Here is a 22978-nt window from a genome sequence, read left to right on the forward strand (position 1 = left end):
CATGACCACCCATATCCTCATTCTCGGCGGAACCGGCGAGGCGCGGCAACTGGCGGGACGTCTCGCGATGCGGGACGATCTGCGCGTTACCACTTCGTTGGCCGGACGTACCCGCACACCGCAGCCACTGGCCGGCGAAACGCGCATCGGCGGTTTCGGCGGCGCGGAGGGACTGGCCCGCTATCTGCGCGAGAACGATATCGGCCTGCTGATCGACGCCACGCATCCTTTCGCCGCGCGCATGGCGCGCAACGCGGCAGAGGCCGCCGCCATGACCGGCGTGCGCCTCGTCACGCTGACGCGGCCTGCCTGGGAGCCGGGGGAGGGCGACGACTGGCGAATGGCGAACGACGTGGCAGAGGCGGCCGGACTTCTGGGCGCCGCGCCGCGCCGCGTCTTCCTGGCGATAGGCCGGCAGGAGGTGGCTGCCTTCGCCCAGGCGCCGCAGCATCACTATCTCATTCGCAGCGTCGAGCCGGTCGATCCCGCGCACCTGCCGCCGCGCGCGACCTGCATCCTGTCGCGCGGGCCTTTTTCTGAAGATGACGAACGGGCGTTGCTGATCCGGCACGGATGCGAAACGATCGTTGCCAAGAACAGCGGCGGGGCGGCCACCGATGGAAAGATCGCCGCCGCCCGCGCGCTCGGGCTGCCGGTGATCATGATCGCCCGGCCGAAGCAGGCCGGTGCTGCCGTCGTTCACACCGTAGAGGAAGCCGTGGAGCAGGTCGACGATCATCTCATCGGCCTTTCCGAGGAACGCGGCGCATAGACCAGCGGGGGCAGGCCGTCGCGCGCGATCATGCGGGTCTCTTGCGAACCGACGATCACGCAGGTGGCCATGTCGGCCATTTCGGGCTGCGCCTCGTCCAGCTGGACAATTGACATGCGCTCGTCGGGCCGCCCGGCGGCGCGGCCGAAGATCACCGGCGTTTGCCCGGAGAGCTTTTCGCGCAGAAGTTCGAAGGCACGGCCGAGCTGCCAGGGTCGGGCGCGGCTGATGGGGTTGTAGAGCGCGATTACGAAACCGGCGCCGGCGGCGGCGGCAAGCCGTTCCTCGATGAGCGCCCACGGCTTCAGATTATCCGATAGCGAAATGGCGCAGAAATCATGGCCGAGCGGCGCGCCGACCCGTGCGGCCACCGCCAGCATGGCGGTGATGCCGGGGACTATCTCCAGATCCAGCTGCCGCCATTCGGCCGGCCCGTGCTCTATGGCTTCGCAGACGGCGGCCGCCATGGCGAAGACGCCGGCATCGCCGCCCGAGACGACCGCCACATGCCGGCCCGACGCCGCCATTGCCAGCGCCGCCCTGGCGCGGGCGAGCTCCTCGCGATTGTCGGAGGCGTGGCGGGTCTGCCTGTCGTTGAGGTCGAGCCGGTCGAGATAAGGGCCGTAGCCAAAGAAATCGCTGGCCGCGGCGATTGCCGTGCGCGCCTGCGGCGTCATTTGCGCTGGGTTGCCGGGACCGGTGCCGATGATGACGAGAAGTCCGCTCATGCGACAGCCTCATGCGGCCTGTCCTGCCAGCCCGGCCCGAGGATCAGCGAGAAATAGGGGGCTTCATCGTCCGGCTTGTTGCAAAGCGGGCGGGTCAGCGTGTTCTCCATCGTGCCGCGCTCCACATAGAGCGCGCCTTCCATCCTGCCGGCGGCGGCGAGCGCGCGGCGGATCTTCGGCAGGTTGCGGCCGACCTTCATGATGACGAAGCCCTGCGTGTCGGAAAGCCGGCGCACGAGCTCGGCTTCCGGCAGCGTGCCCGGCAGGATGCTCAATATGTCGTCGCCCTGCACGATGGGCAGGCCCGCCTGCGACCAGCAGCCGGACATGGCGGTGATGCCGGGGATCACCCGCGTCGGATAAAGGGGCGCGAGCCGCACATGCAGATGCATGTAGGAGCCGTAGAACAAGGGATCGCCCTCGCTCAGCACCGCCACGTCGCGGCCTTCGCTGAGATGGATTTCGACCCGGCGCGCGGCCTCTTCGTAGAACCCGGCTATGGCGTCGATATAGTCGATATGCGCTTTGTCGATTTCCGTGGTGACGGGATAATCCAGCGGCAGTTCGATAACGGAGGGCTTCAACAGGCCTTCGACGGTGCGCCGGGCATTGCCCTTGCGCCCGCGCTTGGCGAAATACGCGACAACTTCGGCCTCCTGCAGGGTGCGCAGCGCCTTCAGAGTCAGGAGGTCGGGATCGCCGGGGCCGGTGCCGACGCCGATCAGGGTTCCCTTCATAGCCCGGCCCTCGCCAATGCGTTGACGGCCGCCGCCGTCATGGCGCTGCCGCCCATGCGGCCGCGAACGATGGCGAAGGGGATGCCGCGGCCGCCTTCGGCCAATGCCTCCTTCGATTCGGCCGCGCCGACGAAGCCCACGGGCATGCCGATGATGGCCGCGGGCCTGGGCGCGCCCGCGTCGATCATGTCGAGGAGGTGGAAAAGGGCGGTCGGCGCATTGCCGATGGCGACCAGCGCGCCCTCCAGCCTGCCGCGCCACAGTTCCAGCGCCGCCGCCGACCGCGTGTTGCCGAGCTTCTCGGCAAGCGCCGGGGTGCGGTCGTCGCGCAGGGTGCAGATCACCTCGTTGCCGGCCGGCAGGCGCGCAGCGGTGACGCCCCGCGCCACCATTTCGGCGTCGCACAGGATCGGCGCGCCGGCCTTGAGCGCCGCGCGCGCCTGCCCGACGAAGTCCGGCGAGAAGACGAAATGCGCCGCCGCCTCGACCTGCCCGCAGGCATGGATCATGCGGATCGCAATATCGGCCTCTTCATCCGAAAAGCGCGAAAGGTCGGCCTCGTTGCGGATGATGGCGAAGGATTGTTCGTAGATGGCATTGCCGTCGCGGATGTAGTCGGTTTGCGGCATCAGGCGGTCTTTCGCGATGGGGTCGAGCGCAGCGCTTCCGCCCGCTCGACAAGGAAGGTGCGGAGATGTGCCGGGGCGGTCGTGCCGTCGGCGGTAACAACGAACGCGCCTTCGCGGCCGATCAGGCTGACGCAGCCCCCGGTCGGCTGGGCGCAGCGCTTTTCGCAGCCGGACACATGCAGGCGGAAGGTGCCGTCGATCAGGCCGGCGGCGGCGGCTTCCTCGGCCAGCGCCTTGGTGCCGAGATGAGCGGAGGCGCAGAAGGGCGCGCCGGCGCAGGCGGATATGGTAAGACGCGGATCGGTCGTCTCGATGATGAAGCCGAAATGTCTGGCGGCGAGACGAAGGGTATCTTCGTCGCCTGCCGGCAGACCCAGCACCAGCAGCCCGCCGCCGGGCGCGAAACGGATTTCCCTGGTGTTGGATGCCGCTTGGCAAAGGGCCGCAAGATGGATCGCGCGCGCCTGGCCGAAGGGCGGGGCGAAGCCGATCGCATGGGAATTATCGCTCAAGTCGAAGGTGCCGATAGGCTTTGCGCAGCTGCTTGCGGCAAGGTCGTTTGCCGGCTGCAATTCTTCCGTGAGGCCGAAGAGATCGCCGTCGTCCAGATGGCGCGCGCGCGCTTCGCGACCTTTTTGCGCGAGCAGGCGGAGGATCGCCATGCTCGCGGACAGCACCGCCGCTTCGCCGCCGGCACCCAGCCAGCGGGCGGTTCGGCGCACCCCACCGATGCCGATCCGCCATTCGCCGCCAGCAAGCGCCTCGAGCTTTATGTCTGCGCCGATTTCGCCGAGATGCAAGGGTCCGCCGCCGTCGACCGTGACGGAGACTTTCGGGGCGAGCTGCAGTTCGGCTGCTTGCGCGGCGATTGCGCTGGCAAGATCGCGCGGGTCCGCGATCTCGTCTTTGGCAAGTCCGGCGAGCGGTCCGGTTTCGACGGCGAGGCCGCTGGCGATGCCGAGGTCCAAATCGGCTATGAAGTCATCCAGAAGCAGCGCGGTTCGCGCGGTCAGGCCGCGGATCTGCAGATTGCCGCGCGTGGTGATCTCCAGAAGCCCGTTGCCGAAGCGATCCGCCGCCTGCGCGATCTGCGCGAGCTTGGACGGCGTGAGGCGTCCGTGGGCGGGCGCCAGCCGTACGAGCAGGCCGTCGCCGGTCTGCATCGGCTGGGCAAGGGAGGGGCAGGCGCCGCGCCGCAGGGTCATGCCGTCGCCTCCTCGCTCTCGGCCTCGGCGATGAGCGCCGCCAGGTCGTCGTCGATCGTGTTACGGCGCGCGTGCCACAGGCCGCGCCGGCGCGCGGACCGAAAGCGCTCGGCCATGGCGCGGGCAGCAGTGGGGTTTTCGTGGAGCAGAAAGCCGCGCACCGCCTCATCGCCAAGATAGGCGTCGAAGACGGCGTCGATCAGCGCGCTCGAAACGGCCTCGGTGGTCTCGGCGAAGCCGACCAGCCGGTCGACCGTTTCCGTCAGTTCGGCCGCGCCGCGCGGACCGTGCCGCATCTGGCCGGCGATGAAACGGGGATTGATGGCCCGCGCCCGCACCGTACGGGCGATGGCCTGCGCAAGCGAGCGGGCGCGCGGACATTCGGGGTCGGTGGTATCGAGCACCACCACATCGGCCTTGCCGCCGAGCGCCGCCACGGCGGCGGAAAAGCCGCCGATGAAGGCGACATCGGCGGAGCCCTCCAATATGTCGCGGCCGGCATCGTCGCCGGTGTGGATCAGCATGTCGGCTCCCGCCACCTGTGCCGCGAAGGCGCCGGGCAGGCTGTGCCCTTCCCCTTCCGCTCCGCCGAAGGCGTGGGAGGCGGCGTCGAGATAGGCCTGGCCGAGCTCAGTGCGCTCCCGCCAGTCGCCGCGCGACAGGCGCTCCTCGATGCCGGCGCCGTAGGTGCCAGGCGCCGAGCCGAATATGCGGGCCGGGGCCTTGCCGGTGCTGCGCGCCGCGGCGGCGAGCGGGTTTTCGCCGTCCGCCTCGTTGCGCGCGGCTACCGCGGCTATCGCCGTATCGAGAAGCGCGATCTGGGTCGGGAACATATCACGGAACAGGCCGGAAATGCGCCAGGTGACATCGATGCGCGGCCGCCCGATGCTGGCAGGAGGCAGCACCTCGATGCCGGTGACACGGCCGGTGGCGTTGTCCCATTGCGGGCGGCATCCCATCAGAGCGAGCCCCTGCGCGATCTCCTCGCCGCCGGTGCGCAGGCTGGCGCTGCCCCACAGATCGATCACGAGCGCGCGCGGCCATTCGCCGTGCTCCTGGCAGTAGCCGCGCACGGCTTCGTCGGCCGCCATTTTCCCGAGCGCGCTCGCCGTCGGCGTCGGCAGTGTGCGCGGGTCGGCGGTGAAGAGGTTGCGGCCGGTGGGCAGCACGTCGGTGCGACCGCGCGCCGGCGCGCCGGAAGGGCCGGGCGGGATATGGCGGCCGTCAAGCGCGGCCAGAAGGGCGGTGCGCTCGGCTTCCGCGCAGGCGGCGCGTTCGGAGCTCTCGGGCGTGTCGCCGGATTGCTGCCCGCGCCCATAGATGTGCAGCCCGTCCTTGATGGCGAAATCCTTGAGGTCGCACAGCCAGGCGTCAATTTTCATCAGTGCGGCGTCGGTGTCGCCGGTATCCTCCACCCCCGCCTCGCGCGACAGGCCGGTGCGTTGCGCCGTCTCGACGATCAGCCTGGCCAGCCGGTCGCGGCGGCGGCGGTCGAGCCCGTCGGCCTGGGCATATTCGTCGACCAGCCGTTCAAGCTCGCGCTCTTCGTCGGAAAGTCCCGCGCCGGCGAGCGGCGGGGTCAGATGGCCGAGCGTGACCGCCCCGATGCGCCTTTTCGCCTGGGCCGCCTCGCCGGGATTGCTGACGATGAAGGGATAGACGACCGGCAGGGCGCCGGTAACGATTTCGGGAAAGCAGGTTTCCGTCAGCGCGACGGTCTTGCCGGGCAGCCATTCCAGTGTGCCATGGGCGCCCACATGGATGAGCGCGTCGGCCTCAAGCTTCTCGCGGAGCCAGGCGCCGAAGGCGAGCAGCGCGTGGCGGGGGGCGAGCGCCGGGTCGTGATAGTCGGCGCGCCGGTCGGCGGCACTGCCCCGGTCGGGCGCGAGCGCCACGGTGACATTGCCGAAATGCGCGGCGCGGAAACGGAATTCTTTATCTTCCGCCTCGCCCCAGGTTTCTTTGACAGCGTTGCGCGCGGCTTCGGGAAGGCGGTCGAAGAAGGGCCGGTAGTCGGAGAGGGGGAGAGGTTCCGATGCTTTTTCCAGCAAGCGCATCAGGTCGCGCGATGTTGCCGGGATTTCGCCCACCCCATAGCCGGCTTCCTTGAGGTCGTGCAGCATGGCAAGCACGCTGGCCGGCACGTCGAGGCCGACGGCATAGCCGGTGCGGCCGGGCGCGCTCGGATAGTCTGGGATGAGGATGACGATGCGGCGCTCCCCGCGCGGCTTCGCCTGCAGCGCCAGCAGAGCCGCGATGCGGGCGGCAGCCTGCTCGACGCGGGTCTCCTCCGGCCGGTTGCGCTGGATGCCGAAGGACAGGCCGTCATCGATGTCGGCTTCGTCCTTGAAGGAGATCGCGCCGGCCATGATGCGGCCGTCCAGCTCCGGCAGGACGACATGCATGGCAAGATCGGCCGGCGCCAGCCCGCGCTGGCCCTCCTGCCAGGCCTTGCGGCGGGTGGTGGCGGTGATCACCTGGAAGACGGGCAAGCCCAGCCGGTCGAACAGCGTTTTCTCGCCGGGTTCCGCGCCGTTGGAAAAGGCGGTGGCGGTGACGAGAGCGGAAGGCCGCAGGCGCCCGGCCGCTTCCTGCACGAACGCCGCCGCTTCCCCGTCGCGCAGGCTGGAGACGAAGATGGGGACGGCGAGGAAGCCGCGTTTCTCCAGCGCCGCGCTCAGCGCGTCGATGGGCGCCACGTCGCTGGCAAGCAGCATGGAGCGGTAGAACAGGATCGGCACGAGGGCGCGCGCCTCGTCCAACCGGGCGGTGAAGAAGTCGAGCGGCACGATGCCGCGATCCGGTGCGTAGAACCCCGCCTTGGCGAGCGGCACCGGGGCGGGAGCCTCGATCCCGCGTCCCGCCAGATAGGCCAGCCGCCGCGCCAGCGCGCGCATATTGCCCGGCCCGCCCTCGCGGAAATAGGCGAGCAGCGCCGCGCGTTCTTCCGCCGAGACGGTGGAGCGCTCGGCAAGGCGCGAATCGTCTCCCTGGCCTTCGCCCGGCAGGAGTGCCAGCGCGATGCCCTTTTTCCGAGCCAGCGCGGCGAGCCGGTCGCAGCCATAACGCCACCAGTCGTAGCCGCCCAGAACGCGGACCAGGATGATGCGCGCATGGGCCGCCACGGCGTCCACCCAAAGGTCGACCGACATGGGGTGGCGCAGATCACGCAGGGCGGCAAGCCGCATGGATGGCAGCGTAACACCCTCGGCCCGCCAGGCCGCCGCCAGCCCCGCCAGATCGCTGTCGGTGAAAGACAGCGCCACCATATCCGCCGGCGCCTGCCGCAGATCGACGGGCTCGATCAGATCGTCAAGCGAAGCGGTGGTGGTGGCGAGGATATGCATCGGATCAAGTCATCAGAAGGCCTTCGATCCGCGCGCGGTCGATGCCTTTCAGTCCGATGATGACCAGACGGCTCCGAGGCGTCTCGCCGGCCTTCCAGGCGCGGTCGTAATATTGCGAGACGCGCGGGCCGACCGCCTGCACGAGCAGCCGCATCGGCTTGTCCGTCACATGGGCGAAACCCTTGAGACGAAGCACCTCGCCGGTGTCGACGGCGGCGGTCACGCGGCGTTCCAGATCTTCGGGATGCGGCACCGCCGGCAGGTCGACGATGAAGGTGTCGAAATCGTCGTGCTCGTGGTCATCCGCGCGGTCATGATGCGTTCTGCGGTTTTCTATATCGTCCTCGACCGCCAGTCCGAGTCCCAGAAGCAGTGCCGGGTCGACCTTGCCATGGGTGCTCGGCACGATCTTCACGCTGCGCGCCAGATGCGCCTCGATGCGGCCCCTTGCGCGCTCATTGCCGGCCGCGTCGAGAAGATCGCTCTTCGACAGGATGATGAGGTCGGCACAGGCGACCTGATCGTCGAACACCTCTTCGATGGGGTCGTCATGGTCGAGCGAATCGTCCGCCGCGCGCTGCGCGTCCAGCGCGTCGAGATCGGCGGCGACACGGCCTTCGGCCAGTGCCGGGCCGTCGACCACGGCGATGACGCCGTCCACCGTGACGCGGTTCCTGATGGCCGGCCACTGGAAAGCCTGCACCAGCGGCTTGGGCAGCGCCAGGCCGGAGGTCTCGATCAGGATGTGGTCCACCTTCGGCTCGCGGGAGAGGATCTGTTCGAGCGCCGGCACGAAATCGTCGGCCACGGTGCAGCAGATGCAGCCATTGGCCAGTTCCAGCACGTTTTCCTCCGGGCAGTTCTCGATGCCGCAGCTTTTCAGGATCTCGCCGTCGATGCCGGCATCGCCGAACTCGTTGACGATGATCGCCAGCCGCTTGCCTCCGGCCCGCTCCAGGACGTTGCGGATGAGAGTCGTCTTGCCGGCGCCTAAAAAGCCGGTAACGACGGTGCAGGGGACGCGATCGGCGGACGCGGTCATGGCAGGTCCTTCAGGTTGTCGAAATTGGGGATACGGGCGATGAGGCCCCGCTTCAGGCTTTCGGGGCGGGCGCGGAAGGGCATGAAGCCGTCCGCCGACCGGGCAAAAAGCTCGGCGCCGGCGATGAGATCGGCACCGCTGTCGGTGGTGAGCTCGCCGAAGACATAGCTCCAGGCGCCGGGTTTGAGGATGGCGGCGCTGAGGCCGCGCTTGCAGTTGCCCAGGCAGGCGACATGCCTGACGCTGACTTCGCTGTTCTCGCCCGCGCGCCTGGCATCGGCCGCCAGCAGCGAACCCGGGCGCGGGGAGACATCGGTCTCACCCGGATGCCGGCAGGAGCTGCAGACGATGACGGTGACGCCATGCCGCGGCTCGGAATCGCCGGCGGTTTCATCGCAGTCCGTAGAGGAGCGGTCGGTCAGGGATTCGCGCGCAACGGCGCCGTCGATCGTCAAAATACATTCTCCTTGCCCGGGTCACCCGCCAGGCGGTCAGGATTTCTCGTTTCGACGGCAGGTTTCCTGGCTCGCGGATCGATGCTTTTGCCTGCCTTCCCAAAGCTTCTAGCCTCAGTGGCGTGTCGGCGAAAACTTTCCGCTTACAGTTGCGGGGACAGCTACGGCATTGGACCGGTAAGTCCGCACCGTATTCCCTCTTAGCTTCCTCCGTTGCGGAAGGAAGACCGTCAGCGATGCATTTAGAGCCGGCTCGTCGTTCCTGTCAATGCGCTCAACAAACCGTTTGCGGCGCGCCACATTTTCGTTATGGTCGGCGCGTCGCTGGTCCTCGAAAGGGACCAAAAGGGAATGCGGTGCGGCGCGAGAGCGCCAATGCCGCGGCTGCCCCCGCAACTGTAAGCGGAGAGTTCGCGCCCATCTGCCACTGAGGCTTGAAGCTTTGGGAAGGCGGGCAAGAACATCGACCCGCGAGCCAGGAAACCTGCCGGCGACCGAAAATTGACACCAATACCCTCGGGTGGAGGGGAGAGGACGGATATGGCGACACATGCTTCGACCACGCACGACGTGGCTTCTTCCGCACAATCTCGCAATTTGCAGCTTGCCCTGGCGGGGCTGCTCGGCATCTTCATCATCGGCTTCGTGGGCTTTTCACAGCTCGAAGCCATGCACAATGCCGGGCACGATTACCGCCACTCCATGGCGTTTCCCTGCCACTGACGAGAGGGTGAGATCATGAATATTTTTCGCAACGTGGTGTTCGCCGCCGCGCTCGCCGGGTTATGCGCCGGCATTGTCATGGCGGTCCTGCAGACGGCTTTCACCGTTCCGCTGATCCTGCAGGCGGAAACCTTCGAGGAAGCTGCGCCCGAGCACAGCCATGAGGCAACCGATGGAGTGGCTGGCGGCGCGGAGGCTGCGGTGCAGGCACATACTCACGATGAAGACGCCTGGGCGCCGGCGGACGGATTCGAACGCGCTGCCTATACGGCGCTGGCCAATATCGTCACGGGGGTCGGCTTCGCGCTGCTGGTGCTGGTTGCGTCGGAATTCGCCGGCGGGCTCGCCAACTGGCGGCAAGGCCTGTTCTGGGGTCTTGCCGGCTTTGCCGTCTTCACTCTCGCGCCGGGGCTGGGCCTGCCGCCCGAATTGCCGGCCATGCCCGCGGCCGATCTGTTGTCCCGGCAGGTCTGGTGGATCGCCACGGTGGCCCTCACCGCCGCTGGCCTCGCGCTGATCGCGTTCCGCGCTTCGCCGCTCATGGCGCTGATCGGCGTGGCGCTGATCGTGGCTCCGCATGTCGTCGGCGCGCCCCAACCGGCGAGCTACGAGACTCCAGTGCCAGCCGAATTGCATCACCGTTTCGTGGTGGCGGCTACCGTGACGAACCTCGTGTTCTGGCTGGTTCTGGGGGCTGTGGCCGGGTTCGTGCGGACGCGTTTTTCTGCGCGGCTGGGCGCGCCGCGCGCAGGTCTTGTCTGATTTGGGGCCTGATTCAGGGCCGGATCGCAGCACGCTCAGCTTCGTCTTGGGTGGCGCGCGGTCCGGCAAGAGCGCGCATGCCGAAAGGCTGATCGGAGCGCATCCCGCGCCATGGTGTTACATTGCCACTGCGCAGGCCTATGACGATGAGATGCGCGCGCGCATTGCCGAACACAGCGCCCGCCGCGACGGGCGCTGGCACACGCTGGATGCGCCCATAGCGCTTGCCGAGACGCTCGAAAGCGTGCCGGACGGACAGCCCGTGCTGATCGATTGCCTGACCTTGTGGCTCACCAACGTGATGCTGGGCGAGCACGATGTGGAGGCGGCAAGCCGGCGGCTCTTGCAGGCGCTGACCGCGCCGCGCGGACCATGGGTCGTGGTCTCCAACGAGGTCGGGCTGGGCATCGTGCCCGAAAACGCGCTGGCTCGCCGCTTCCGCGATGCGGCCGGCCGGTTGAACCAGCAGGTGGCGGCCGCCGCCGACGAGGTGACGCTGATGGTCGCCGGCCTGCCGATGAAGGTGAAATGACATGCGTGAAATCGACGAAAAGGAAGCCGAGCGCCACAAGGCCAAGATGGCCAAGCGAAAGGCCGTGCAGGATGCCGAGGTGGGAGAGAAGACCGTCGAGAAAGGTCTCCTGATCGTCAATACCGGCCCCGGCAAGGGCAAGACGACCGCCGCCTTCGGCCTGGCGCTGCGCATGCTGGGCCATGGCAAGCGGGTGGGCGTCGTGCAGTTCATCAAGGGCGCCTGGCACAGCGGCGAGAAGGATGCTTTCGCCGCATTCGGCGACCGCGTCTCATGGCACACGATGGGCGAGGGCTTCACCTGGGAGACCCAGGACCTGCAGCGCGACATCGCCGCCGCCGAACGCGCGTGGGAAAAGGCCGAGGCGCTGATGGCCGATCCCTCGATCAGCCTCGTGGTGCTCGACGAACTGAACATCGCCCTGCGCTACGACTATCTCGATCTGGAGAAGGTCGTCTCGTCGCTTCAGGCACGCAGGCCGGACCTTCACGTGGTCGTCACCGGCCGCAACGCCAAGCCGGCCCTGGTCGAGGCGGCTGACCTGGTGACGGAAATGGGACAGGAAAAGCATCACTTTTCCGCAGGCGTGAAAGCGCAGCAGGGCATCGAGTTTTAGGACGTCCTAGCCATGCACGGCAAACGGCAAAGCGGCGGCGCCAATGAGTGCAATCAACAGCAGGTCGGCCGTCCGGTAAAGCCTGAGCGCGCGCCTGATATCGGCAGCGTTTACCTCGCGGCGGCCGCCTTCGCCCATCAGCGCATCATCGACCAGGACGCCGCCATAGCGGCGCGGGCCGGCGAGGGCCAGGCCGAGCGCGCCGGCCATCGCCGCTTCCGGCCAGCCGGCATTGGGCGAGCGGTGGTGGCGCGCGTCGCGCCAAATGGCGCGCCAGGCGCCCGAAGGGGAAGCGCCGGGTACGAAGAGGGCCGCGGCCGTGAAGAGCAGGGCGGTCAGGCGGGAGGCCGGCAGGTTGACGAGATCGTCGAAGCGCGCCGCCGCCCAGCCGAAATCGGCGTGGCGAGGCGTGCGGTGGCCGATCATGCTGTCGGCGGTGTTGGCGGCCTTGTAGAGCGCGCCGCCTGGCAGGCCGCCGATCGCCAGCCAGAATACCGGCGCCACCACCCCGTCGGAGGCGTTTTCCGCCAGGCTTTCGATGGCCGCGCGGGCGACACCGGCCTCGTCGAGGCTCTGCGGGTCGCGCCCAACGATTTGCGATACAGCCTTGCGTCCGGCCTCAATGCCGTCCTTCTCCAGGGCGGCGGCGACGGCCGCCACATGGCTGCCGAGGCTGCGCTGCGCGATCAGCGTACTGCCTGCAAGCGCGGCGGCGATCAGGCCGGCCCAGCCGTCGAGGAAGCTTTGCAGGAGGAAGGCCGCGCCGCCGGTGGCGGCCAGGGCGATGCCAAGGCAGGCGATGCCCATCAGCCTGCGGCGCGACGGCGCGTCCTCCTCACGGTTCAGCCCTTCATCGAGCGCGGCGATCAGGCGACCGATCCAGGTGACGGGATGCCCGATCAGCCGGTAAAGCCGGTCGGGATAACCGATAGTCAGTTCGGCGAGCAGAGCGAGAAAAGCGATGAGGGCGAACATGAAGCTTCATCTGCGTGAGGCGGGGCAGGCGGTGACCGATCACGGCGGCAGCTTGGGGCGGGCGGCGGCGCTGTTTCCGCACGCGCCGACGCCGTGGCTCGATCTGTCCACCGGCATCAATTCGCACTCCTATCCGCTTTTCGACCTGCCCGCCACCGCCTATCGGCGTCTGCCGGAGGAAGCGCGGGCGAAGGAATTGGCGGCTGCCGCCGCGCGCGCCTATGGCGCGGAAAGCGCCGGGCATGTGGCCGCCGCGCCCGGCACGCAGATCCTGCTGCCGCTGGTGGCTTCGCTGGTCGAGCCCGGGGCGGCGAGGGTGCTTTCGCCCACTTATGCCGAGCATGCCCGTACCGCCGCGCTGGCCGGGCACCGGGTGGAGGCGGTGGAGCGCTTCGAGCAGCTTTTCGAGGCAGAACTTGCGGTGGTCGTCAATCCCAACAATCCGGACGGGCGCATCGTGCCGCGCAATCGGCTACTGGAACTGGCGGCGCATCTTGCGAACAAGGGCGGACTGCTGATCGTGGATGAAGCGTTCATGGATCTCGGGCCGCTCGGTGAAAGTCTCGCGGGCGATGTCGGGAAGGGCGGCATCGTCGTGTTGCGCTCCTTCGGGAAATTCTTCGGCCTAGCCGGGCTGCGCCTGGGCTTCGCGCTTGCCGCCCCTGCGGTAGCCGAAAGGCTCGCCGCCTGGCTGGGGCCTTGGGCTGTCGCTGGACCGGCAGTGGAGGTCGGCTTGCGCGCGCTGGAGGACCAAGAATGGCAGGTGGCGATGCGCGAGACGCTGCGCGTGGAAGCGGCGCGGCTCGATGGACTGTTGGAACAATATGGGTTTCCGGTTTCCGGCGGCACCGATTTGTTCCGCTATGTACTCAACCAGGCGGCGCCTGATCTGTTCGACTTCCTGGGCGGACGCGGTATTTTCCTGCGCAATTTCGCGAACCGGCCCGAGGCGCTGCGCATCGGGCTGCCGGGCGGCGAGGCGGAGTTCTCGCGTCTGGAGAAAGCGCTAGAGAACTGGCGGAAGGGAGAAGGACGATGATCCATGTCTGCCCGCAAACGCAACTGGTGCGGACGCTTGAGGCCACTGGCGCCAGCCATCTGATCACGCTCCTGTCCCCGGATGCGGTGTTCGAGCGGCCGCCGGGGGTTGCCTCGATCAGCCACCTGCACCTCGTCATGCACGATATTTGCGAGGCGCGGCCGGACTTGATCGTGCCTTCGGGCGATCATGTGCGAACTATGCTCGATTTCGCGCGGAAATGGGAGCGCCGGTCGCCGCTGGTGGTGCATTGCCAGGCCGGTATCAGCCGCTCGACCGCCGCCGCCTACACCATCGCGGCCGCATTGATGCCCGAGCGGGACGAGGCGGAACTGGCTGAGATGCTGCGCGCCCGCGCACCAAGTGCCACGCCAAATATTCTGATCGTCGCCCATGCCGACCGGTTGCTCCAGCGCAACGGGCGCATGGTGCGGGCGGTCCAGTCTATCGGCCGTGGCGCGGAAGCATTCGAAGGAATGCCGTTTCACCTGCCGCTAACTCTTTGATCTATGCAATTCCGGTCGCAATTTCGGTCGCAAATCCGGTTCCACCTTTCCTGGAATTGCTCTGTGGCGAGGGATCAGCGCCGCAATTTCCGCACCAGCCGGGCCGAGCGGCGGAGCGCGGTGACAGCGGCGCCGATTGCGATCACCCACAAGGCGGCGGTCAGCGCATCGTTGCGCCCGCCCCATAAGGGTTCCAATAGCGACAATGCCGCGGCGGCGGTGACGGCGGCCATGCGGTGCGGTTTCGCCATCGGGCCGGAGAAATCCGCCGGCTGGCCACAGGCGCGGCCAAGCTCGCGCACATAAGCGGTCAGGATGGAGAGGCCGGCCGCTGCCCAGCCAAGTGTCGGCAAGCCGACAGCGTAGCCGACGCCGACCAGGATCAGTATGTCGGCGATGCGGTCGGGAAACTCGTTCCAGAACGCGCCGTCCGACGCATGTTTGCCGGCTTCTATGGCCACCATGCCGTCGAACAGGTTGCACAGGAGCCGCATCTGGCAGAACAGCGCGGCCAGGATGAGAAGGACGGGGCGCTGGATCCCGTCGGCGCTTCCCGCCAGCCAGAAGCCGGCGCCCGACAGGGACGCGAAGACCATACTTGCCATGGAGATCTGGTTCGGCGTGATCGAGGTTGCGGCAAGCCAGCGGGTCAGCGTCTTCGCCCAGCCGGTGCCCCGGCTGGCCAGCGGACGGCGGTTCTCGGTCCCGCTCATGCTCGGACTCTCCACAACGTATAGGTGTAAAGGGCGGCGTAGCTGGTGGCGACGGTAAGGGGCAATGCGATCGTCGCCGGGATCTCCGGCGTGCCGGCCAGCGTGTGGATGGAGGTGAGCAGGACCAGCGAGGTGAGGCAGGCGAAAAGCGGCGGCAGCGCGAGCCCCGAAATTCCAGCGAAACGGGCGACCAGCCTTTCCACGTTGCGTTTCAGGAAAAGGGTGATCAAAGCGGACAGGAGTCCTTGCACGAGACCCGCAAGCACGGGGCTCGGCATGGGATGCGTACGGTTGGCGAAAACCGCCCAGCCGCCCATGGCAAGGAAGGCAAAGGCCATGTGGACGCCGCTGCTTCTGGCTAGTGAGGCTAGAGGCGCGCTCACGTCAGCGACCACCCGTAGCGGACGAGGTGGAAAAAGATCGGCGCGGAGAAGATCACCGAATCGAGCCGGTCGATGAAGCCGCCATGCCCGGCAATCAGATGACCCCAATCCTTGACGCCGCGGTCACGCTTGATCGCCGACATCACGAGCCCGCCAAGGAAACCCATCAGCACGATGACAAGCGACAAGAGCCCCGCCTGCACGGGCGTGAACGGTGTCATCCAGGAGAGGCCAGCGCCGACCAACGTCGCGCTCAATGCCCCGCCGACAAAACCCTCGACCGTTTTCGACGGTGAGAGGTCGGGGGCGATCTTCGTGCGGCCGAGAAGCTTGCCCCAGACATATTGCAGCACGTCGCTCGATTGCACGACCACCACCAGAAAGGCGATGAGCAGCAGGTTGCGACCCTCATAGCCGGGGATCTGCAAGCTGAGCAGGGCCGGCACATGGGAGACACAGAAGACGCAGATCATCAGCGCCCATTGCACCTCGGCGACGCGAATCAGGAAATGGTCCGTATCGCCGCGCAAGGCTGCGATGATGGGCATCAGGAGGAAGGCATAGACGGGAATGAAGATCGAATAGAGCCCGTACCAGTCGGTGAAGATCAGGTAATACTGGACCGGCAGAATGACGAAAAAGGCAGAAGCCAGCGCCCAATGATCGCTGCGCCGCGTGTCGGTCAAGGTGACGAATTCGCGCAGTGCTGCGAAAGAGGCGAAGGCAAAGAGAAGCGTGATACCGACGCGCCCGAAGAGAAGGGCAAGCCCCATCAGGACAACCATCACCCACCAGGCCTTCACCCGGTCGTTGAGGTTTTGGATGACGGTATTGGAGCCATCCGGCGACAGCCTGCGCTGCAACACGTAGCCGGCGATCGATGCAGCGACGAGAACCGCGGCAAGCCCGGTGAGGAGTTTGATCAGATCGGCGTGCAGGGCAATCATTGACCGTTGCCCCGGGTTGCCGAGGACGGAGCGGTCGCGAGACCGCGAAGGGATTGTCTCATGCGCGCGCCTTGATCCGGAGACAGCGACAACAGCGCCATTTCGGCGCGTGCAATGAAATCGTCCTTGGTCTCGTCCACACTCATATGCAGTGCCTCGCCGAAAGTGACGGTGCAGATCAGGGGTACGGGCACGAACTCGCCCTTCGGCATGACACGATTGAGATTGTCGATCCAGACCGGCACGAGATCGACGGCCGGGCGCGCCTTGGCCAAGTGGTAAAGCCCGCTTTTGAAGGGCAGGAGAGGGGAGCCCGTCTCGTTGCGTGTGCCTTCGGGGAAGACAATCAGCGACGCGCCGCTGTCGAGCGCTTCCGCCATCTGCGCAATGGGGTCATTGGTGCGCGTCTCGCGATTGCGGTCGATCAAAACGGCGTTGAAGACGTCGCGCCCGATGAAGCGCCGGATCGGCGATTTCAGCCAGTAGTCCGCGCCGGCGACGGGCCGCGTGGTGCGGCGCATACGGTCCGGCAGCACTGTCCACAGGAGAATGAAGTCGCCGTGGCTAACGTGGTTGGCGAAGTAGACCCGCTGGAGCGGCACGGGCTCAATACCCTGCCAGACCCCGCGAACTGCGGTTATGAAGCGCGCAAACAACATGATTGCCGCCGCCGCCAGGTCAGCCACGAAACTCATCCCACCCCCGCCTCCCGTCAGGAATCATCGTGCAGAAGGCTGTATAGGCCGTAGCGGCACAAAAGGCCAACGGCATCAGTTCACTGGAAATGTCGGGCTGAATTAGATGGACAACGCATCTGCCAAGTGATGTCATCCGGGCGTTACATAAGCCGACCAATAGAGACCGGTCTTCAATCCGGCGATACAGGAACCAGGGAGAACAATCATGAACTTTCGGACAATCTTTTCCGCGGCGACCGCCTTGACGGTGGTGCTTCCAGCCATGATGGGCGCGGCGCAGGCGCAGACGCAGGTCCAGTTCTGGCACGCCATGTCTGGCCGGTTGGGCGAACTGCTCGATGCGCAGGTGGCTCAGTTCAACGAAAGTCAGAGCGAGTACGAGGTCGTTGCCACCCTCAAGGGCAACTACTCGGAAGCGCTGAATGCCGGCATCGCCGCGTTCCGTGCCGGTGAGCAGCCGCATATTCTGCAGGTTTTCGAGGTAGGTACGGCAACCATGATGGCGGCCAAGGGCGCTATCAAGCCGGTTTACGAAGTGATGGCGGAAGCCGAGGAACCCTTCGACGCGAGCGCCTATTTGGCGGCGGTAACCGGCTATTATACGACCGCCGAGGGTGAAATGCTGTCGCTACCCTACAATTCCTCCACGCCGGTTCTCTATCTCAACAAGGATGCGCTGGAAGCGGCCGGCCTTGATCCCGAGTCCAAGCCCGCAACTTGGCCCGAGGTGGAAGAAATCCTCGTCAAGCTGAAGGAATCGGGCTCCGCCTGTCCCCTCACGACGGCCTGGCAGTCATGGGTTCATCTGGAGAACCTCGGCGCTTACCATGATGTGCCCTTCGCGACACAGGCCAACGGTTTCGGGGGCATCGACACCGAACTCGTCTTCAATGGCGATTTACAGGTCAAGCATATTTCCAAGCTGGCCGATTGGGCAAAGGACGGACTGTTCAGCTACTCGGGCCGCCGCAACGAGGGCGGTGCGCGCTTCCGCTCAGGCGAATGTGCCCTGTTCACCGAATCGTCGGCCGGCTATGCTGGCGTCAAGGCAGAAGCCGACTTCCCCTTCACCGTGACAAACCTGCCCTATTGGCCGGACGTGGAGGGCGCGCCGCTGAATACCATCATCGGCGGTGCCTCGCTCTGGGTGATGTCAGGCCACGAGGCGGAAGAATATACCGGCGTCGCCAAGTTCCTGACCTTCCTGTCGAGCCCGGAAGTGCAGGCGCAATGGCATCAGGACACCGGCTATCTGCCGATTACCCATGCAGCCTACGAGCTGACCAGGGAGCAGGGCTTCTACGAAGAGAACCCCGGCACGGACGTTGCCATCAAGCAGATGACCGGCAAGGAGCCGACAGCCAATTCCAAGGGCATCCGGATCGGCAATTTCGACCAGATCCGCACCGTCATCGACGAGGAACTGGAAGCTGTCTGGCAGGGCCAGAAGGACGCCAAGGCGGCGCTCGACGAGGCGGTGTCGCGCGGCAACGAGCTGCTGCGCCGCTTTGAACAGTCGGCACGCTGACGGACAAGGTTTACGGCCGGTGGGATGACCTGCCGGCCGTAGGCCGCATACCCTGATATGGAAAAACGCGTAACCTTCGACCATCGGCTCCTGCCTTATCTGCTGCTGACGCCGCAGTTGGTCGTGACCATCGTATTCTTCTTCTGGCCGGCGGCGCAGGCGCTCTACCAGTCGCTTCTGCTGCCCGATCCGTTCGGGTTGAGCTCGCGCTTCGTCTGGCTGTCCAACTTCGAGTACCTGTTCAACGACCGCTATTACCTCGAAGCCTTCACGACAACGGCGGTGTTCACGTTCTTCGTGACGCTGGTGTCGATGTCGATGGCGCTGCTGTTTGCCGTGCTTGCGGATCAGGTCATCAAGGGGGCCAGCACCTACAAGACGTTGCTGATCTGGCCCTATGCGGTGGCACCGGCGGTGGCGGGCGTCATGTGGCTGTTCATGTTCCAGCCGTCGATCGGCGTCCTGGCATTCTACATGAAGGCGGTCGGCGTTCCCTGGAATCCCGTGCTGGACGGCACGCATGCCATGACGCTGGTCATCCTGGCGGCGGCGTGGAAGCAGATCAGCTACAATTTTCTGTTTTTCCTGGCCGGGCTTCAGGCGATCCCGAAGAGCCTGATCGAGGCGGCGGCCATCGACGGAGCCGGCAAATGGCACCGCTTTCGCACGATCGTCTTTCCGCTGCTTTCACCGACTACCTTCTTCCTGCTCGTCGTCAATGTCGTCTACGCCTTCTTCGAGACCTTCGGCATCATCCACACCATGACGGCGGGCGGGCCGGGCCGGTCGACCACCATCCTCGTCTACAAGGTCTATTCCGATGGCTTCGTCGGCCAGGACCTTGGCTCGTCGGCGGCGCAATCCGTCATCCTGATGCTCGTGGTCGGCGTGCTGACAATAATCCAGTTCCGCTACATTGAGCGGCGCGTGCATTACTGAGGAACGGGCATGGTTGAGAAACGGGGCGTCGGGACAAACATGGTGCATCTGGTGCTGATCACCGGCATCGTCATCGTCTGCTTTCCCATCTATCTGACTTTCGTCGGCTCAACGCTGACACATTTCGAAGTCATCCGGCCGCCAATGCCGCTTGTGCCCGGGCCGCATTTCATCGAGAACTACACACGCGCGCTGACATCCGGCGTCCATGTGCCGGTGGGGCGGATGTTGTTCAACTCGCTGGTCATGGCCATGGGCATCGCCGTCGGCAAGATCGCCATCTCGATCCTGTCGGCCTATGCTATCGTCTATTTCCGATTCCCCTTCCGCATGCTGGCCTTCTGGGCCATCTTCATGACGCTCATGCTGCCGGTCGAGGTGCGCATCGTGCCAACCTACGAGGTCGCCGCCTCGCTCGGCCTGCTCAACACCTATTCGGGACTGATCCTGCCTCTGATCGCGTCCGCAACCGCGACCTTCCTGTTCCGCCAGTTCTTCCTGACGGTGCCCGACGAGCTGCTGGAGGCCGCGCGCGTCGACGGGGCGGGGCCGTGGCGCTTTTTCAAGGACATCCTGCTGCCCTTGTCGGTGACCAACATCGCGGCGCTGTTCGTCATCCTCTTCATCTATGGCTGGAACCAGTTCCTGTGGCCGCTGCTGATCACCACGAAGCCCGAGATGAACACCATTGTCATGGGGCTGAAGCAGATGATGCCGACCGCCGACGACTACGGCAATTGGCCGGTGACCATGGCGGCGGCGATGCTGGCGGTGCTGCCCCCGGTGGCCGTCGTACTGTTCATGCAGCGGCTGTTTGTCAAAGGCCTCGTCGAGACCGAAAAATAGAAGGACAAGAATCGGAATGGCGACGATTTCCATCCGCGACATCAGGAAGAGCTACGGGAACACCGAGGTCATTCACGGTGTGAGCATCGACGTGGCCGACGGCGAATTCATCGTCATCGTGGGGCCATCCGGCTGCGGGAAGTCGACGCTTTTGCGCATGGTTGCGGGGCTGGAGCGCATTACCGGGGGGACGATCGATATCGGTGGCCGCGTGGTCAACGAGCTGGAGCCGCGCGAACGCGATATCGCCATGGTGTTCCAGAACTACGCGCTCTATCCGCATATGAGTGTCTTCGACAATATGGCCTATGGGCTGAAGATCGCCGGCCAATCGAAGGAGGAAATCCGCGCGCGTGTCGACAAGGCGGCGGCCATGCTGCAGCTCGAGCCCTATCTCGACCGCAAGCCGCGTGCGCTGTCCGGCGGGCAGCGCCAGCGTGTCGCCATGGGCCGGGCACTGGTGCGCGACCCGGCGGTCTTCCTCTTCGACGAGCCGTTGTCCAACCTCGATGCCAAGCTGCGCGTGCAGATGCGGCTCGAGATCAAGCAGTTGCAGCGCTCGGTGGGCACGACATCGCTTTATGTCACGCACGACCAGGTGGAGGCGATGACGCTGGCCGACCGGCTGGTGGTGATGAATGGAGGGATTGCCGAGCAGATCGACACGCCGATGGCGGTCTATGAACGGCCGGCCACGCGCTTCGTCGCCGGTTTCATCGGTTCACCGGCGATGAACATGCTGGAAGGCACTGCCAAAGGTTCGATATTTGCCCTGGAAGGGGGCGGAAGGCTGACATTCGGCGACGCAGAACTGGCGGAAACCGAGCGCCCGGTCCTGCTCGGCGTGCGCCCGGAGCATCTGAAGCTGGCCGCATCGGACGAGGCGGCGCTCGAACTCTCCGTAACGGCGGTGGAGACCCTCGGCGCCGATACACTCGCACATGGCAGCCTGAGCGGCGCCAACGGCGCGGGCAGCGCGCTCGTTGCCCGACTCCCCGGCAGCGTCAAAGTCACCCCCGGCGACACGCTTCCCCTGGCCATCGACGCCCGATCAGTGCACCTCTTTGATGCCGAAACCGGGCGGCGGGTCTAAGAGCCCAACCGAAACCCGGACGGTTCGGTCTGGTACATTTTGCGCGCAGATTTTCAAACGATCGGCTTCCATTTTTCATGCCCGTGACGGAGAAACAGATATGCGGATCATTGCTGGACACTTCAAAGTGCCTTCCGTTCAGCGCAGGAATTCCTCATGGCGCACGCAGACCTCGTAAGCCGCCCGTGCGTATCCAGACTACCTCGGCCTATCCATCGGCGAAGATCCTTCGATCCGTGGCGCGTCAACTTGTTCGAACTCTGGGCATCCGAAGCCGCTCAGGAAGCGTGGAGGAAGGTATCAAACCCCTAGGACGGGCATACAGCTAGAGGATGGAGATGTCCGGAAGCATCATGTAGCCGCTCTGAGCCGCCATTTGATAGTGAACAAGCTGGCGCGGAAGGATGCCCGTCAAGGTGGTTTCATTACGCTTGACGGCGTAGGTCACTTGTCCTAACCTGCGTTGTAGGTCACTTGTCCTAATTTGGTAAGCCCAATCAGAGGAGCCCATCTTGTCTGCAGGAACGGTCGCCCTCTCTGTGTCGCGGAACAGGCTTACCCATCGTATCAGGTGGCACTCGGCTTTGAGCGGGAAGGCCGATGCCGCTCGGCAGTGGAGGCGGATTGCATGAGCGGCAAGACAACCCGTGAGCAGATCGTCGAGTCGGCTGATGAGTTGTTCTACCGGCAGGGATACGAGCATACCACGTTTGCCGACATTGCCGAGGCCGTGCAGATCTCACGCGGGAATTTCTACTATCATTTTAGGACCAAGGACGACATCCTTGATGCCGTGATTGCGCTGCGCTTGGCCAACACCCAACAGATGCTCGAGTGTTGGGAGGCCAAGGGGGATAATCCCGCCGAGCGTATCCGCAGTTTCATCCATATTATCACAGTGAACCGCGCGAAGATCATGGCCTATGGCTGCCCCGTCGGCACACTCTGCGCCGAACTGGCCAAGCTCGATCATGTCGCACAGTCGGAGGCCAATAAGATTTTCACGCTGTTTCGAAACTGGCTGCGCCACCAGTTTGCGTTGCTCGGCTTCGCGGCGGATGCCGACACGCTGGCGATGCACGTTCTCGCCCGCAGCCAAGGCGTTGCGATGTTGGCCAATGCCTTTCGCGACGAGGATTTCATTCATAGCGAGGTCGACCAGATGTGCGCCTGGCTAGAGGCATGCACACAAAAAGCCGATTCGCCGTAATCGTGGACGTCCATCGGCCAATTTCGAAGGAAGCCAGATCATGTTTGTCGTCTTGCTCAGATTCTCCGAAAACAAGGCCCGCGCTCCCCAATTCGTGGAGGCGCACAAGGCATGGATCCAGCGCGGCATCGAAGACCGTATTTTCCTCGTCGTCGGCAGTCTCCAGCCCAATGCGGGTGGCGCAATCCTAGCGCACGACACATCACTTCCTGAGCTTCAGGCGCGGGTGAAGGAAGACCCGTTCGTCGAGGAAAATGTGGTTAGCGCCGAGATCCTTGAAATTGCCCCGGCCCGTACCGACGAGCGGCTGAGCTTTCTCATGAGTTGAACGTATCGCCCATCCTTCACAGGAGACGTCCGGCAGACGAGTAAGACGATCATATGGAATGTGGCCGGTCTCCCTTAACGTTTGACGTCGCGGAATCCATGCATCACCTTTCCCCGATGGTGGTAGATGGGGCGATTCAAGCATGGGGCCGGGCGTCCGACGTCGAAAAGGGCAACGCGTTTGGGGTGTCGATCCTCGGCTCATTTATCGAGCGGGAATTCGGTG

General features: G+C 65.4%; 25 protein-coding genes and 2 riboswitches. Of the genes, 13 read left to right on the forward strand and 12 right to left on the reverse strand.

Going from position 1 to position 22978, the window contains the following annotated elements; all coding sequences use genetic code 11:
• Position 1 precedes the first annotated feature (1 nt).
• Positions 2 to 772 carry a cobalt-precorrin-6A reductase gene (locus N1058_RS09125; protein WP_265517208.1) on the forward strand — a complete coding sequence of 257 codons (771 nt, stop codon included), beginning with the start codon at positions 2 to 4 and terminating at the stop codon, positions 770 to 772.
• Here the strand turns inward: N1058_RS09125 and N1058_RS09130 are convergent.
• Genes N1058_RS09130 through N1058_RS09160 form a run of 7 tightly spaced genes read right to left on the reverse strand, consistent with a single transcriptional unit; the run spans position 736 to position 8915 of the window.
• Positions 736 to 1500 carry a precorrin-3B C(17)-methyltransferase gene (locus N1058_RS09130; RefSeq protein ID WP_265517209.1) on the reverse strand — a complete coding sequence of 255 codons (765 nt, stop codon included), beginning with the start codon at positions 1498 to 1500 and terminating at the stop codon, positions 736 to 738. The genes N1058_RS09125 and N1058_RS09130 overlap by 37 nt on opposite strands.
• Complete coding sequence (locus N1058_RS09135) at positions 1497 to 2237, reverse strand: precorrin-2 C(20)-methyltransferase (RefSeq protein WP_265517210.1); 741 nt, start codon at positions 2235 to 2237, stop codon at positions 1497 to 1499. Before N1058_RS09135 ends, N1058_RS09130 begins: the two co-directional genes overlap by 4 nt.
• Positions 2234 to 2866, reverse strand: coding sequence for a precorrin-8X methylmutase (locus N1058_RS09140; RefSeq protein WP_265517211.1), 633 nt, complete (start codon positions 2864 to 2866; stop codon positions 2234 to 2236). Before N1058_RS09140 ends, N1058_RS09135 begins: the two co-directional genes overlap by 4 nt.
• Positions 2866 to 4071: a precorrin-3B synthase gene (gene cobG, locus N1058_RS09145; protein WP_265517212.1), complete on the reverse strand. Its 1206-nt coding sequence runs from the start codon at positions 4069 to 4071 to the stop codon at positions 2866 to 2868. The genes N1058_RS09140 and cobG overlap by 1 nt, the downstream gene beginning before the upstream one ends.
• Positions 4068 to 7418 (reverse strand): cobaltochelatase subunit CobN, encoded by a 3351-nt coding sequence (cobN, locus tag N1058_RS09150; protein ID WP_265517213.1) that lies wholly within the window; start codon positions 7416 to 7418, stop codon positions 4068 to 4070. The genes cobG and cobN overlap by 4 nt, the downstream gene beginning before the upstream one ends.
• Positions 7419 to 7422: 4 nt before the next feature.
• Positions 7423 to 8460 (reverse strand): cobalamin biosynthesis protein CobW, encoded by a 1038-nt coding sequence (gene cobW, locus N1058_RS09155; RefSeq protein WP_265517214.1) that lies wholly within the window; start codon positions 8458 to 8460, stop codon positions 7423 to 7425.
• Positions 8457 to 8915 carry a DUF1636 family protein gene (locus tag N1058_RS09160; RefSeq protein WP_265517215.1) on the reverse strand — a complete coding sequence of 153 codons (459 nt, stop codon included), beginning with the start codon at positions 8913 to 8915 and terminating at the stop codon, positions 8457 to 8459. Before N1058_RS09160 ends, cobW begins: the two co-directional genes overlap by 4 nt.
• A gap of 39 nt (positions 8916 to 8954) precedes the next feature.
• Positions 8955 to 9162, reverse strand: a riboswitch (cobalamin riboswitch).
• Positions 9163 to 9223: 61 nt separating this feature from the next.
• A riboswitch (cobalamin riboswitch) is annotated at positions 9224 to 9421 on the forward strand.
• Positions 9422 to 9455: 34 nt separating this feature from the next.
• Here N1058_RS09160 and N1058_RS09165 point away from each other — a divergent pair.
• The 4 genes from N1058_RS09165 to cobO are packed head-to-tail and all read left to right on the forward strand — an operon-like array spanning position 9456 to position 11548.
• Positions 9456 to 9638: a CbtB domain-containing protein gene (locus N1058_RS09165; RefSeq protein WP_265517216.1), complete on the forward strand. Its 183-nt coding sequence runs from the start codon at positions 9456 to 9458 to the stop codon at positions 9636 to 9638.
• 15 nt (positions 9639 to 9653) lie between these two features.
• The gene (locus N1058_RS09170; RefSeq protein ID WP_265517217.1) at positions 9654 to 10400 is read left to right on the forward strand and encodes a CbtA family protein; all 747 of its coding nucleotides are present in this window, start codon (positions 9654 to 9656) and stop codon (positions 10398 to 10400) included.
• Positions 10393 to 10932, forward strand: coding sequence for a bifunctional adenosylcobinamide kinase/adenosylcobinamide-phosphate guanylyltransferase (gene cobU / locus N1058_RS09175; RefSeq protein ID WP_265517218.1), 540 nt, complete (start codon positions 10393 to 10395; stop codon positions 10930 to 10932). The genes N1058_RS09170 and cobU overlap by 8 nt, the downstream gene beginning before the upstream one ends.
• A 1-nt stretch (position 10933) precedes the next feature.
• The gene (cobO, locus tag N1058_RS09180) at positions 10934 to 11548 is read left to right on the forward strand and encodes a cob(I)yrinic acid a,c-diamide adenosyltransferase (RefSeq protein ID WP_265517219.1); all 615 of its coding nucleotides are present in this window, start codon (positions 10934 to 10936) and stop codon (positions 11546 to 11548) included.
• 6 nt (positions 11549 to 11554) lie between these two features.
• Here cobO and cbiB read toward each other — a convergent pair whose 3' ends face one another.
• Positions 11555 to 12523 carry an adenosylcobinamide-phosphate synthase CbiB gene (gene cbiB, locus N1058_RS09185; protein ID WP_265517220.1) on the reverse strand — a complete coding sequence of 323 codons (969 nt, stop codon included), beginning with the start codon at positions 12521 to 12523 and terminating at the stop codon, positions 11555 to 11557.
• On the opposite strand from cbiB, the gene cobD reads away from it, so the two are divergent.
• Complete coding sequence (cobD, locus tag N1058_RS09190) at positions 12522 to 13562, forward strand: threonine-phosphate decarboxylase CobD (protein WP_265517221.1); 1041 nt, start codon at positions 12522 to 12524, stop codon at positions 13560 to 13562. The genes cbiB and cobD overlap by 2 nt on opposite strands.
• Entirely contained in the window at positions 13559 to 14068 is a 510-nt protein-coding gene (locus tag N1058_RS09195) for a tyrosine phosphatase family protein (RefSeq protein WP_265517222.1), read from the forward strand. Before cobD ends, N1058_RS09195 begins: the two co-directional genes overlap by 4 nt.
• 74 nt (positions 14069 to 14142) lie before the next feature.
• Here the strand turns inward: N1058_RS09195 and N1058_RS09200 are convergent, their stop codons facing one another.
• Genes N1058_RS09200 through N1058_RS09215 form a run of 4 tightly spaced genes read right to left on the reverse strand, consistent with a single transcriptional unit; the run spans position 14143 to position 16806 of the window.
• The gene (locus N1058_RS09200; protein WP_265517223.1) at positions 14143 to 14781 is read right to left on the reverse strand and encodes a CDP-alcohol phosphatidyltransferase family protein; all 639 of its coding nucleotides are present in this window, start codon (positions 14779 to 14781) and stop codon (positions 14143 to 14145) included.
• Positions 14778 to 15119 (reverse strand): hypothetical protein, encoded by a 342-nt coding sequence (locus tag N1058_RS09205; protein WP_274709218.1) that lies wholly within the window; start codon positions 15117 to 15119, stop codon positions 14778 to 14780. The genes N1058_RS09200 and N1058_RS09205 overlap by 4 nt, the downstream gene beginning before the upstream one ends.
• 41 nt (positions 15120 to 15160) lie before the next feature.
• Positions 15161 to 16111 carry a phosphatidate cytidylyltransferase gene (locus N1058_RS09210; RefSeq protein ID WP_265517225.1) on the reverse strand — a complete coding sequence of 317 codons (951 nt, stop codon included), beginning with the start codon at positions 16109 to 16111 and terminating at the stop codon, positions 15161 to 15163.
• A complete protein-coding gene (locus N1058_RS09215; RefSeq protein WP_265517226.1) occupies positions 16108 to 16806 on the reverse strand; it encodes a lysophospholipid acyltransferase family protein in 699 nt (232 codons plus the stop codon). The genes N1058_RS09210 and N1058_RS09215 overlap by 4 nt, the downstream gene beginning before the upstream one ends.
• Before the next feature lie 208 nt (positions 16807 to 17014).
• Between N1058_RS09215 and ugpB the strand changes: the two genes are divergently transcribed.
• From ugpB to N1058_RS09245, 6 genes are all read left to right on the forward strand, one after another.
• Positions 17015 to 18337: a sn-glycerol-3-phosphate ABC transporter substrate-binding protein UgpB gene (gene ugpB, locus N1058_RS09220; RefSeq protein ID WP_265517227.1), complete on the forward strand. Its 1323-nt coding sequence runs from the start codon at positions 17015 to 17017 to the stop codon at positions 18335 to 18337.
• Between the two features lie 57 nt (positions 18338 to 18394).
• On the forward strand, positions 18395 to 19276 hold the full coding sequence (gene ugpA / locus N1058_RS09225; protein ID WP_265517228.1) for a sn-glycerol-3-phosphate ABC transporter permease UgpA: 882 nt from the start codon (positions 18395 to 18397) through the stop codon (positions 19274 to 19276).
• A gap of 9 nt (positions 19277 to 19285) precedes the next feature.
• Positions 19286 to 20122 carry a sn-glycerol-3-phosphate ABC transporter permease UgpE gene (ugpE, locus tag N1058_RS09230; protein ID WP_265517229.1) on the forward strand — a complete coding sequence of 279 codons (837 nt, stop codon included), beginning with the start codon at positions 19286 to 19288 and terminating at the stop codon, positions 20120 to 20122.
• A 16-nt stretch (positions 20123 to 20138) separates the two neighbouring features.
• Complete coding sequence (locus tag N1058_RS09235; RefSeq protein WP_265517230.1) at positions 20139 to 21215, forward strand: sn-glycerol-3-phosphate import ATP-binding protein UgpC; 1077 nt, start codon at positions 20139 to 20141, stop codon at positions 21213 to 21215.
• Positions 21216 to 21843: 628 nt separating this feature from the next.
• A complete protein-coding gene (locus N1058_RS09240) occupies positions 21844 to 22425 on the forward strand; it encodes a TetR/AcrR family transcriptional regulator (RefSeq protein ID WP_265517231.1) in 582 nt (193 codons plus the stop codon).
• A gap of 40 nt (positions 22426 to 22465) precedes the next feature.
• Positions 22466 to 22753, forward strand: a complete 288-nt coding sequence (locus tag N1058_RS09245) for a YciI family protein (protein ID WP_265517232.1) — start codon at positions 22466 to 22468, stop codon at positions 22751 to 22753.
• The last annotated feature ends 225 nt before the right edge of the window (positions 22754 to 22978 follow it).

Source organism: Nitratireductor luteus, assembly GCF_026162365.1.
GTDB classification, from domain to species: Bacteria; Pseudomonadota; Alphaproteobacteria; order Rhizobiales; family Rhizobiaceae; genus Chelativorans; species Chelativorans luteus.

What these genes read in the sequence shown, in the direction of transcription:
- N1058_RS09125 (WP_265517208.1), top strand. Translation starts at nt 2, where the DNA reads ATGACCACCCATATCCTCATTCTCGGCGGAACCGGCGAGGCGCGGCAA.
- N1058_RS09130 (WP_265517209.1), bottom strand. Translation starts at nt 1,500, where the DNA reads ATGAGCGGACTTCTCGTCATCATCGGCACCGGTCCCGGCAACCCAGCG.
- N1058_RS09135 (WP_265517210.1), bottom strand. Translation starts at nt 2,237, where the DNA reads ATGAAGGGAACCCTGATCGGCGTCGGCACCGGCCCCGGCGATCCCGAC.
- N1058_RS09140 (WP_265517211.1), bottom strand. Translation starts at nt 2,866, where the DNA reads ATGCCGCAAACCGACTACATCCGCGACGGCAATGCCATCTACGAACAA.
- cobG (WP_265517212.1), bottom strand. Translation starts at nt 4,071, where the DNA reads ATGACCCTGCGGCGCGGCGCCTGCCCCTCCCTTGCCCAGCCGATGCAG.
- cobN (WP_265517213.1), bottom strand. Translation starts at nt 7,418, where the DNA reads ATGCATATCCTCGCCACCACCACCGCTTCGCTTGACGATCTGATCGAG.
- cobW (WP_265517214.1), bottom strand. Translation starts at nt 8,460, where the DNA reads ATGACCGCGTCCGCCGATCGCGTCCCCTGCACCGTCGTTACCGGCTTT.
- N1058_RS09165 (WP_265517216.1), top strand. Translation starts at nt 9,456, where the DNA reads ATGGCGACACATGCTTCGACCACGCACGACGTGGCTTCTTCCGCACAA.
- N1058_RS09170 (WP_265517217.1), top strand. Translation starts at nt 9,654, where the DNA reads ATGAATATTTTTCGCAACGTGGTGTTCGCCGCCGCGCTCGCCGGGTTA.
- cobO (WP_265517219.1), top strand. Translation starts at nt 10,934, where the DNA reads ATGCGTGAAATCGACGAAAAGGAAGCCGAGCGCCACAAGGCCAAGATG.
- cobD (WP_265517221.1), top strand. Translation starts at nt 12,522, where the DNA reads ATGAAGCTTCATCTGCGTGAGGCGGGGCAGGCGGTGACCGATCACGGC.
- cbiB (WP_265517220.1), bottom strand. Translation starts at nt 12,523, where the DNA reads ATGTTCGCCCTCATCGCTTTTCTCGCTCTGCTCGCCGAACTGACTATC.
- N1058_RS09195 (WP_265517222.1), top strand. Translation starts at nt 13,559, where the DNA reads ATGATCCATGTCTGCCCGCAAACGCAACTGGTGCGGACGCTTGAGGCC.
- N1058_RS09200 (WP_265517223.1), bottom strand. Translation starts at nt 14,781, where the DNA reads ATGAGCGGGACCGAGAACCGCCGTCCGCTGGCCAGCCGGGGCACCGGC.
- N1058_RS09205 (WP_274709218.1), bottom strand. Translation starts at nt 15,119, where the DNA reads ATGGCCTTTGCCTTCCTTGCCATGGGCGGCTGGGCGGTTTTCGCCAAC.
- N1058_RS09210 (WP_265517225.1), bottom strand. Translation starts at nt 16,111, where the DNA reads ATGATTGCCCTGCACGCCGATCTGATCAAACTCCTCACCGGGCTTGCC.
- N1058_RS09215 (WP_265517226.1), bottom strand. Translation starts at nt 16,806, where the DNA reads ATGAGTTTCGTGGCTGACCTGGCGGCGGCGGCAATCATGTTGTTTGCG.
- ugpB (WP_265517227.1), top strand. Translation starts at nt 17,015, where the DNA reads ATGAACTTTCGGACAATCTTTTCCGCGGCGACCGCCTTGACGGTGGTG.
- ugpA (WP_265517228.1), top strand. Translation starts at nt 18,395, where the DNA reads ATGGAAAAACGCGTAACCTTCGACCATCGGCTCCTGCCTTATCTGCTG.
- ugpE (WP_265517229.1), top strand. Translation starts at nt 19,286, where the DNA reads ATGGTTGAGAAACGGGGCGTCGGGACAAACATGGTGCATCTGGTGCTG.
- N1058_RS09235 (WP_265517230.1), top strand. Translation starts at nt 20,139, where the DNA reads ATGGCGACGATTTCCATCCGCGACATCAGGAAGAGCTACGGGAACACC.
- N1058_RS09240 (WP_265517231.1), top strand. Translation starts at nt 21,844, where the DNA reads ATGAGCGGCAAGACAACCCGTGAGCAGATCGTCGAGTCGGCTGATGAG.
- N1058_RS09245 (WP_265517232.1), top strand. Translation starts at nt 22,466, where the DNA reads ATGTTTGTCGTCTTGCTCAGATTCTCCGAAAACAAGGCCCGCGCTCCC.